9 protein-coding genes and 1 riboswitch are annotated in these 8,855 nt (G+C 42.7%); of the genes, 1 reads left to right on the top strand and 8 read right to left on the bottom strand.

The window, feature by feature from the left end:
• Positions 1-168: 168 nt before the first annotated feature.
• The 8 genes from QOW94_RS09655 to QOW94_RS09620 form a co-directional block, all read right to left on the bottom strand.
• Positions 169-858: a GTP pyrophosphokinase gene (locus QOW94_RS09655; protein ID WP_283680215.1), complete on the bottom strand. Its 690-nt coding sequence runs from the start codon at positions 856-858 to the stop codon at positions 169-171.
• A 449-nt stretch (positions 859-1,307) separates the two neighbouring features.
• Entirely contained in the window at positions 1,308-2,207 is a 900-nt protein-coding gene (locus QOW94_RS09650; protein ID WP_283680214.1) for a DMT family transporter, read from the bottom strand.
• A gap of 77 nt (positions 2,208-2,284) precedes the next feature.
• Positions 2,285-2,941 (bottom strand): thiamine phosphate synthase, encoded by a 657-nt coding sequence (gene thiE, locus QOW94_RS09645; RefSeq protein WP_283680213.1) that lies wholly within the window; start codon positions 2,939-2,941, stop codon positions 2,285-2,287.
• Positions 2,934-3,755: a bifunctional hydroxymethylpyrimidine kinase/phosphomethylpyrimidine kinase gene (gene thiD, locus QOW94_RS09640; RefSeq protein WP_283680212.1), complete on the bottom strand. Its 822-nt coding sequence runs from the start codon at positions 3,753-3,755 to the stop codon at positions 2,934-2,936. Before thiD ends, thiE begins: the two co-directional genes overlap by 8 nt.
• Before the next feature lie 14 nt (positions 3,756-3,769).
• Positions 3,770-4,558: a hydroxyethylthiazole kinase gene (gene thiM / locus QOW94_RS09635; protein WP_283680211.1), complete on the bottom strand. Its 789-nt coding sequence runs from the start codon at positions 4,556-4,558 to the stop codon at positions 3,770-3,772.
• A 58-nt stretch (positions 4,559-4,616) separates the two neighbouring features.
• Positions 4,617-4,717: riboswitch (TPP riboswitch) on the bottom strand.
• A gap of 11 nt (positions 4,718-4,728) precedes the next feature.
• Positions 4,729-5,613 carry an oxidoreductase gene (locus QOW94_RS09630; RefSeq protein WP_283680210.1) on the bottom strand — a complete coding sequence of 295 codons (885 nt, stop codon included), beginning with the start codon at positions 5,611-5,613 and terminating at the stop codon, positions 4,729-4,731.
• A gap of 138 nt (positions 5,614-5,751) precedes the next feature.
• Positions 5,752-6,597 carry an aldo/keto reductase gene (locus QOW94_RS09625; protein WP_283680209.1) on the bottom strand — a complete coding sequence of 282 codons (846 nt, stop codon included), beginning with the start codon at positions 6,595-6,597 and terminating at the stop codon, positions 5,752-5,754.
• A 75-nt stretch (positions 6,598-6,672) separates the two neighbouring features.
• Positions 6,673-7,296, bottom strand: a complete 624-nt coding sequence (locus tag QOW94_RS09620) for a DUF5776 domain-containing protein (protein WP_283680208.1) — start codon at positions 7,294-7,296, stop codon at positions 6,673-6,675.
• A gap of 156 nt (positions 7,297-7,452) precedes the next feature.
• Here QOW94_RS09620 and rlmD point away from each other — a divergent pair, with 156 nt between their 5' ends.
• Positions 7,453-8,853, top strand: a complete 1,401-nt coding sequence (gene rlmD, locus QOW94_RS09615; RefSeq protein WP_283680219.1) for a 23S rRNA (uracil(1939)-C(5))-methyltransferase RlmD — start codon at positions 7,453-7,455, stop codon at positions 8,851-8,853.
• Positions 8,854-8,855 lie beyond the last annotated feature (2 nt).

Raw genomic sequence — 8,855 nt, 5'->3', positions numbered from 1 at the left:
GGACATCTGTTTTCCTCTTTTCTAAATGGTTTGTGGTGAATTCATTATAGCAAAAGGGACAGGTGTCCTTTTGCGTCCAAAAAAATAGTGCGATAGATTTCTCTATCACACTAAAAAGTGTACAGCCATTATTCTGAAAGTCATTCCTGCCCCAAACAGGAATGGCTTTTATTTTTCTTGCAACCTGTCGAAAATCTTCTGCATATTAGTTTCAATGCCGAATAACTGATCCGAGTACTCCTTTAGGTTCTGGGAGTACTTCTTAGCCTCACTATCATCCGCAAAACTCTTATAGCTCAATTCATGTTCCAAGCTAGCCCACGTATCCATTGCCATTGTTCGCACCTGAATCTCGACGGGGGTCTCATGAACACCTTCGTCAAGAAAGACCGGAACAGAAACAATTAGATGAAGGCTTCGATATCCATTTGATTTAGGATGACTAACATAGTCTTTTTGCTTGATAAGAGTGACATCATCTTGTTTAAGTAACGCTTCCTGAACTTTAAAAATATCTGAGACGTAATTAGTGATAACTCTAATGCCAGCCACATCGTATATATTTTTAGTTATGCTTTCAAGCGATAGTCCATACCCTTTACGACTCAGCTTCTCAAGCAAACTACTAGGTTCCTTCAATCGTTCTTCCATATGGTGAATTGGGTTATGATCAAAGTTAACATTGTACTCGGCATCAAGGTTCTCAAGTTTAGTTCCAATTTCGTTTAAAGCCGCTTTTCTCAACAAGTACAGCTCAGAGATTTGTTTCAAACTATCAAGCTGTTTCGCCATTGGACTATCCTTAATTTGCTTTTCAATTCGCTTAATATTAAACATGTTTTGCCGCTCAATGATCATTTGTTTCTCCTTAAAAATTCGTAAACACAAGTATAAACATTATTACACTTTTGTAACTCATTGACAACTAGTAGTTTCTGGTGCCAATGACGTAATCCGCCTTTTTACCAGTAAAAATTTATCAATCAGGCGACACTATTGGTCAAAGTGTTGTTGGCATATCAACCGTTATGGACTAAATTATATACAAACAACGTTTGTTGTTTTAATTTCTCTGAATAATTTTTACCACTACTACTTAAATGATAATTAACCGGACGATACTTATTTTCACCCAAAGATAAGATATCTTTTTGAGCATTCGGTTTAAAACCTAATTCCCCCCAAATAGAAATTGGAAGCATTTTGTGTTGGTAAAAACGATTTAGAAAAAGGCGCCCCTGTTTTCCGACAGGAGTGCCTTTATTTTATTTGTTAGAAATTAAAAAACAGCGAATCTATCTTCGGACTTAATATTTAGTACCCAGCGCTTGGATAAATGTGGTCAACAGGATCATTGCTCCACCGACTAACTCTGGCACTGTAAGTGGGGTTCCCAGAACCGTAACCGCTAAAACAGTTGCGGTTAATGGTTCAAATGCACCTAACATCCCGGTTGTCGTTGCCGCAATATATTTTAGACTGGATAGATAGAACAAATAAGTGAACACCGTTCCCACAACAACAATCAGTGCTAATAGCAACACTAATTCAGAATCCAACGGTACCGAATTACCAAAGAAAGTATTTGGAATAAATGGGAAGCCCCCAATAAACATCGCCCAACCAACTACGATTCGGGCATCATAGACCTTAAGCAATCTTCTTGGCATCAAAGTATATACCGCCGTTGCCACGCCGGCCAATAGTCCCCAGAACATTCCCATTGGGGTTAGAGCTAACTGATTGAAGTGCCCATTCGTTGCCAACATGAATGTTCCAAACAAAGCAATTGCAATCGATATCATATCGATTCGCCGGGGCATTTTACGTCCAGCAATCGCAACGTATACGATAATAAATAGCGGTCCTAAATTTTGTAACACCGTTGCCGTAGGGGCATTACTATAACTGACAGCACTAAAGTATGTAAGTTGGGAAGGCATCATCCCTAGTAATCCAAACAAGATGATTGAAATCGCATCGCGTTTGTTAGAGAAAATTTTAAACACTTCCCGACCACTGGTCACAAGCGACCAAATCAGAAGAATCGACCCCGCAAAAAACAAGCGAACGCCGACTACCCAAACCGGTGAAACGTGGTATTCAGAGAACACGTACTGAGCCATTGTTCCCGAAACACCCCAAAGCGTGGCACCGAGAACCACCAAAAAGATTCCCTTGCCACTGCGTGAGTGTGCAACTTGCATGATAACTACCCCATTCGATAAAGATTAATAATTATACATTATGCTTTAACCAATGGTGTGACAAGTGCTTTTTTAAATTATTCGCTAAATGTTCGTTTGATTATCCCAACGGTCCTCTTAACGTCATCACTCTGGGCAACCATTGAAATAACCGAAGCTCCAGCTACTCCAGTGCCCTCTAATTCAGCAATGTTATCTTCAGTAATCCCACCAATAGCGACGATAGGGAGCTTACTGATAGCAACCAGCTGCTTGATCCCATCTGGGCCAATTACTGGGTCTGCATCATCCTTTGACTGGGTTGGAAAAGCAGGGCCGCTACCAATGTAACTTAAACCTTTGATTTGATTTGCTTCCTCAATCTGGTCAGCAGTGTCACATGATAAGCCGACAAACATTTGGTCACCAACTTCACTGATAACTTGGTTAACTTTCTTATCCTTTTGGCCAACGTGAACGCCATCGGCTTCAACCAACTTGGCCAGATCAACGTCATCGTCAACGATAAATGGGACGTCAAAATAATCACAGATTCGTTTTAAAGTCCGCGCGAGTTTGAGCTTGTCATCACCGGTCAATGCAGTTGGTCCCTTTTCTCTAAACTGGTAAGCTGTGATCCCAGCATCAAGGGCTTCGGTCAGCACCGAAACGATAGACTTTCCTTCTCCTTTAATGTCTTGAGTGCCACAAATGAAATAGGCCTGAAGCATCTGTTTATTAAACGACTTAGTCATTGTCATCCTCCTCTATCGTTGCCCAGTGATTTAGTGGGCCGTGACCGTGCCCAACTTGGATCCCATTTTCAATGGTCGCTTGAACGTACTGCTTGCCAATTCGAATTGCGGTTGCAACATCTTTGCCCTTTGCTAGCTCGGCTGTAATACATGAAGAAAGAGTATCGCCAGTCCCGTGAGTCCGATTAGTATCAATTCGTTTTGCGCTGACCCAGAAGGAATCTCCGTTTTCAAGTAATACATAGTCAGAGGATTTACCATCGTCACCAATGTTATGGCCACCCTTTAGTAATACGTTCTTCACACCAAGTGACTGTAACTTCTTGGCGGCCTCCTGCATTGCGTCTTTGCTTTCAATTTTCATCCCCGATAACTCTTCGGTTTCAGGTAAATTGGGAGTCAAAATATCAGCTAACGGCAATAATTGTTCCTTAACAGTCGTAATCGCATCTTCAGAAAGCAATCTTGCCCCACCCTTAGCAATCATGACGGGGTCAACCGTTACTGGTCCCAAATCATATTTCTTTAGATTTTCGACAACCGCCTCAACGGTTGCTACATCTGCTAACATCCCTGTCTTACAAGCCCGAATCTTTAAGTCGCTCGCCACAGACTTAAACTGCTCATCAATCATCTTTTTGGGCATTGCCATAAAGTCATCAACACCTAACGTATTCTGGGCCGTGACTGCAACTACGACGGCAGCTGAAAATACGTGGCGCTCCTGCATTGTTTTGATGTCAGCCATCACGCCAGCACCACCACCACTGTCAGTTCCAGCAATCGTTAGTGCCTGAACCGTTTCGTTTACCATATCAATCGTTCCTCCTAGTCAAAATTTGCGTGTTTTTCAATTGTTTTTACGTCAATTAAATGAAGCTCATCAATCAATTGGGGACCAAATGAACCAGCAAGTGGTCGCTCCATCTGGTTAGCAACTACTTCACCTGCAACTGCAAAGACCGTTGTGGCTACTTGGGCTGCCTCGAAATAGTCGTCTTCAATGGCCACAAAGGTTCCAATCGTGCTTGATAGCATATCACCTGAACCAACGTGAAGTTTGAATAAGTCAGTATTGTTATAAACGCGGACACTGGCCTCCCCATCCGTGATGATGTCGGTCTTCCCACTGAGGACAACGACACAATCCCGTTTTTTAGCCAGCTTCTTAGCAATCGCCTCAAGGTCAGCATTTCCTTCCCCCGCATCGATTCCCTTGGCATTCCACTCGACATCAGCAAGCGCAGCTATTTCCCCTGCATTACCTCGAATAACCGCAACGTCGATTTTATCCAATAGTTGATTGCACCTATCAAGCCGATATTGAACCGCTCCGACTGCCACTGGATCGATAACGATTGGTTTATTGTACAGATTAGCAAACTTGGTTACCGCCTCAATTTGATCCAACTGACTCTCGGTAAATGCACCCAGATTAACGGTAACGGAGTTTGAAATTTTTACCATCGCCTCAGCCTCATTCTTTTCCTCAGACATAATTGGTGATGCACCGATTGCGTTAACGCCGTTAGCAACATCCTGGACCGTAACAAAATTAGAAATATTGAAGGCGATTGGGTTCTTTTCTCGCAAAGTATTCAGTAGGTCGATTTTCATCGTGATTCTCCTTTAAATTAAAAATAGCCACCACTCCCGTACGGAAGATAGCGGCTATAACTCGACCATTACACATTCCCTACGAAAGTGTTAACTTACAGGTTCAAAGGGATCGAACAACGCGTTCGTCTCAGCCATGTGGCACCCCTAGTGCTTCTCATATCTAAATTTTACTTTACTTCAGGTTCTGGGTCAATTTGATTTCGTTGGGCTTTTTCCTTATTAAGGATTTTCTGGGCACAATCCATCAAACCATCCATAAAGGCATCGAAGGCCTTATCAGGCAGGATTCTTCTGAGGCAAAGAAGTGTATGAGCTCCTGAGCCGACAGCGTATCTGGTCTTGGGTCTCTTAGAGAGAGCTGCTTGATCAACCGCTCTTGCCACAACCATCGGTTTTGAACTGTACTTATAGGCAACTTCAAAGAAATCGGAAATCTTTCGTGCAGATTTAGCGTAAGGGCCATCACCAGATGACTGTTTGAGTTTGCTCATTGCTATTGACCGCCAGTTAGACTTAATTGCCCCTGGCTCAACCACAACGACATCAATACCAAATTGTTTAAGTTCGAGACGCAATGCATCACTGATCCCTTCGATAGCAAACTTGGAACCGACGTACCAGCTACCCATTAAGCTAGCTACCTTGCCATCGATCGAGGAGATATTGATAATCCGACCGGACTTTTGAGCTCGCATCGTTGGCAATACCGTCTGGATTAGTTTCATAACCCCAAACACATTAACCTTGAACTGGTACTCACCCTCACGAATATCCACTTGTTCAACTGAACCGAAGGCCCCAAAGCCGGCGTTATTAACAAGGACGTCGATTCGACCAGCCTCATCAACAATATCAGAGATGGTTGATTCCACACTATCGTAATCCGCCACATCAATAAATTTCGTCTTGATACCGAGATCATCAAGGTCATTCATCTCATCGACCCGTCTTGACAGGGCATAAACCTCCATCCCATTCCGGTATAAATGTTTGGCGATTTCCTTACCAATTCCTGACGAACCACCCGTTACGATTGCTACTTTCTTATCCACAAAGCATCCCTCCTATTGCACCATTTGACTCAATTCTACCATTAATGATTCTCGATTACTGAAATCGGATTCACAAATTGTGAATTTTAGGAAATATAAAAAAGCCCAGTCAAATGAATAGGCCTTAATCTTTAATTATTAGAAATCAGTAGTATCTGGATCTGTTGCTAATCCAGCTTTACCGTGGAAACCATCAATCGTCTTAACGTCAGCATCTTCGAGTTTAAAATCGAAAATTTCTGTGTTCGACTTGATGTAGTCTTCATGAATCGACTTTGGTAGTGGTAGGAATCCGTGTTGAAGTGACCAGCGCAAAACAACTTGAGCTGGTGTCTTGCCATATTTATCAGCAATGGTCTTCAATTCTGGAATCTTGAAAATTGCACCAGTTCCGAGTGGACTGTACGCCTCAGTCAAAATATCATGATCATTATTATATTCAACAACTCCAGGTTGCATGTCCGATGGGTTGATGAACATTTGGTTAACCATTGGTTTAATTTTTGCAGTTTCTAGCAATGCGTCCATGTGATGAGGTCTAAAGTTAGAAATACCAATTGCTTTGGCAGACCCATTTTTATAGAACTCTTCCATCGCCCGCCAACTTTCAGCGTTAGCTTCCTTCCAGTTATCACGGAACTTGATTGGGTTTGACCAGTGAATCAAGTAAAGGTCAACGTAGTCCGTACCAAGTTTTGATAATGATTCAGCAAACGCCTTCTTGGTTGCTTCGTAACCGTGATCAGCATTCCAGAGTTTAGTGGTGAGGAAGATTTCCTCACGGGGAACCCCACTATCCTTGATTGCCTTACCAACGAAGTCTTCGTTACCGTAAGCTGCAGCGGTATCGATATGGCGGTAGCCAGCTTCAAGGGCCCACCGAACTGCTCGGTACGCATCGTCGCCGTCTGATTGCCAAGTTCCAAACCCGACTTGGGGAATTTTAACGCCGTTGTATAAGGTGTAAGTATCAGTTAATGACATGAATGATTCCTCCTTTTTGTTATCATTTATTCTAAACTCAATTTGGTACCGTTTCAAACGAAATCGTTTCTTTCCCTACCAGCAAACTAAGTTTTTATTCGCGGAGACATACCGACCGTTCTTTAGCTGATAGACGTTTGTTAGCTTCGTTTTTACCACTCGGCTAACGGATAAAGTCTTGCCATTTCTGTAATGGCTAGCCTTGGAGTGAAGGGACGACCGCTTGTAACTGTTGATTCCCTTCGGCGCAATAATTTTAATCCTATGCCTCTTAGGAATTGACGAATAGTATGCATTAACCACCACTTTTTGGCTGGTTGTAATATACCCTGTTTTCTTAAACGTCTGACTATTCTTGTTAATATCAATGACCTTATATCTAAGCTCACCGTTGGTGGCCTTACCGTAGTCGGTTACTTGAAACTGGGGTCGATAAATCCGCTTTTGTTTGGGATAAATTGCCACCCGCTCATCACGGTTAAAATCAGCATTTAAATACATAGTCAGTCCCTTAACCGCCATCACTATCTTCTGTTCAACCCTTGCCGTGTTAACCAAATCACCAGTTGGATTTACTGATTTAGACTCCTGTTGGTGAACTACTTGGTTCGGTTTGGAATTCGAAGCAGAAGCTCCACCCCCAGAAATAATAAAGCCTACTGCCACTGACGCCACCATTAATCCAAATCGTTTAACCATTATTGTCTTTGCCCCCGCTATGTAATTTCTTACTTTAGAATATCATTAATAATACCGCGCTGCTATGCCTCCTTATTTTTTTCTACTATATAGGGGCGCCGGTTTGTGTTATCATACATTAATAAACACCGAATTTTACACATTAAGGAAGTATTCATGTCACGCTATAATTCAGAAAAATATTACGAGTCACTTGTCCAGGTTGATGAAGGCGAAGAGTTCAATTTGAATATCAAACGCCTCGGAATCAACGGTGAAGGAATCGGCTACTACCAACGAAAGTTAGTGTTCGTACCCGGAGCCTTACCAACCGAAACAGTTAGGGTTCGCGTTACCAAAGACCTCAACAAGTTCATTAGGGCCGACCTCATCGAGGTTCTTGAGCCAAGCGCTCACAGAGTTGAACCCATCGATAGTTATGCCAATGAAGTTGGTGGCTTTGAGTTGGAGAACCTTGCCTACGAGGAACAGCTTAAGTTCAAACGCGATATTATCGGCGAAACTCTCGAAAAGTACAAACCCGAAGGTTACCGTAAATACAAGCTATTACCTACGATCGGAATGGATGACCCCACCGGTTACCGAAACAAGGCGACATTCCAGATTCGCGAAATTGATGGTAAAATCGTCGCTGGTTTGTACAAGACCAGATCTCACGACGTCGTTGACCTTGAAACATCAGCACTTCAATACCCATTAGTGATGAAGGTCATTAGAAAAATCGTCGACTTTATTCAGGAACTTGGTATTCCAGCCTACGACGAGGATAAAAATGCTGGAATCATCAAAACCGTTGTGGTTCGGGCTGCCGTAGCTACCGATGAGGTTCAGGTAACCTTTATCACTCAGAGTAAGAAACTTATCAAAAAACACCAACTTTTGGAAAAAATTCACGCAGAATTACCAGAAGTTGTCAGTGTTGCTCAAAATGTCAATCCAGGAAAAACATCCCTCATTTGGGGCGATGAAACGACCGTGATCGATGGCAAGAACACCATCACTGAAAAGCTCGGGGATCTCAAGTTTGACTTGTCGGTTCGAGCCTTCATGCAGGCCAACCCTTTCATGATCCCAACTCTATACGATGAAGCCTTCAAAGCACTGAACCTTCGGAGTAAAGACAAAGTCGTTGATGCATACGCTGGTGTCGGAACGATTGGTTTGTCAATTGCCAACGAAGTTCGGGAAGTCCGTGGAATGGATACCATTGCAGAAGCCGTTGACGACGCTAACGTCAACGCAATCAAGAACGGTATTTTGAACGCAGCTTATGAAGTTGGTAAGGCTGAAGATATTCTGCCTGAGTGGATCGCTGACGGTTTCAAACCAGACGCAATCATTGTCGACCCACCCCGTACTGGTTTGGACGACGAACTAATCAATACCATCTTAGATACCGAGCCAAAAAAATTCGTTTATATTTCATGTAACCCTTCGACATTGGCCCGAGATTTAGTAAAATTAACTCAGAAGTATCGGGTTGAATACATTCAGTCGGTTGACTTGTTGCCACAAACGGCCAGAATTGAATGTGTCGTTAAATTCATGAAGAAATAGAA

The sequence above is a fragment of the Lentilactobacillus sp. Marseille-Q4993 genome (genome assembly GCF_951230165.1).
GTDB lineage: Bacteria > Bacillota > Bacilli > Lactobacillales > Lactobacillaceae > Lentilactobacillus.
The sequence above is the reverse complement of the archived record's forward strand: the minus strand, read 5'-3'. Positions and strand labels throughout refer to the sequence as shown.

Excerpts from the sequence above, each read along its gene's own strand:
- QOW94_RS09655 (WP_283680215.1), bottom strand. The coding sequence starts at position 858 with ATGATCATTGAGCGGCAAAACATGTTTAATATTAAGCGAATTGAAAAG.
- QOW94_RS09650 (WP_283680214.1), bottom strand. The coding sequence starts at position 2,207 with ATGCAAGTTGCACACTCACGCAGTGGCAAGGGAATCTTTTTGGTGGTT.
- thiE (WP_283680213.1), bottom strand. The coding sequence starts at position 2,941 with ATGACTAAGTCGTTTAATAAACAGATGCTTCAGGCCTATTTCATTTGT.
- thiD (WP_283680212.1), bottom strand. The coding sequence starts at position 3,755 with ATGGTAAACGAAACGGTTCAGGCACTAACGATTGCTGGAACTGACAGT.
- thiM (WP_283680211.1), bottom strand. The coding sequence starts at position 4,558 with ATGAAAATCGACCTACTGAATACTTTGCGAGAAAAGAACCCAATCGCC.
- QOW94_RS09625 (WP_283680209.1), bottom strand. The coding sequence starts at position 6,597 with ATGTCATTAACTGATACTTACACCTTATACAACGGCGTTAAAATTCCC.
- QOW94_RS09620 (WP_283680208.1), bottom strand. The coding sequence starts at position 7,296 with ATGGTTAAACGATTTGGATTAATGGTGGCGTCAGTGGCAGTAGGCTTT.
- rlmD (WP_283680219.1), top strand. The coding sequence starts at position 7,453 with ATGTCACGCTATAATTCAGAAAAATATTACGAGTCACTTGTCCAGGTT.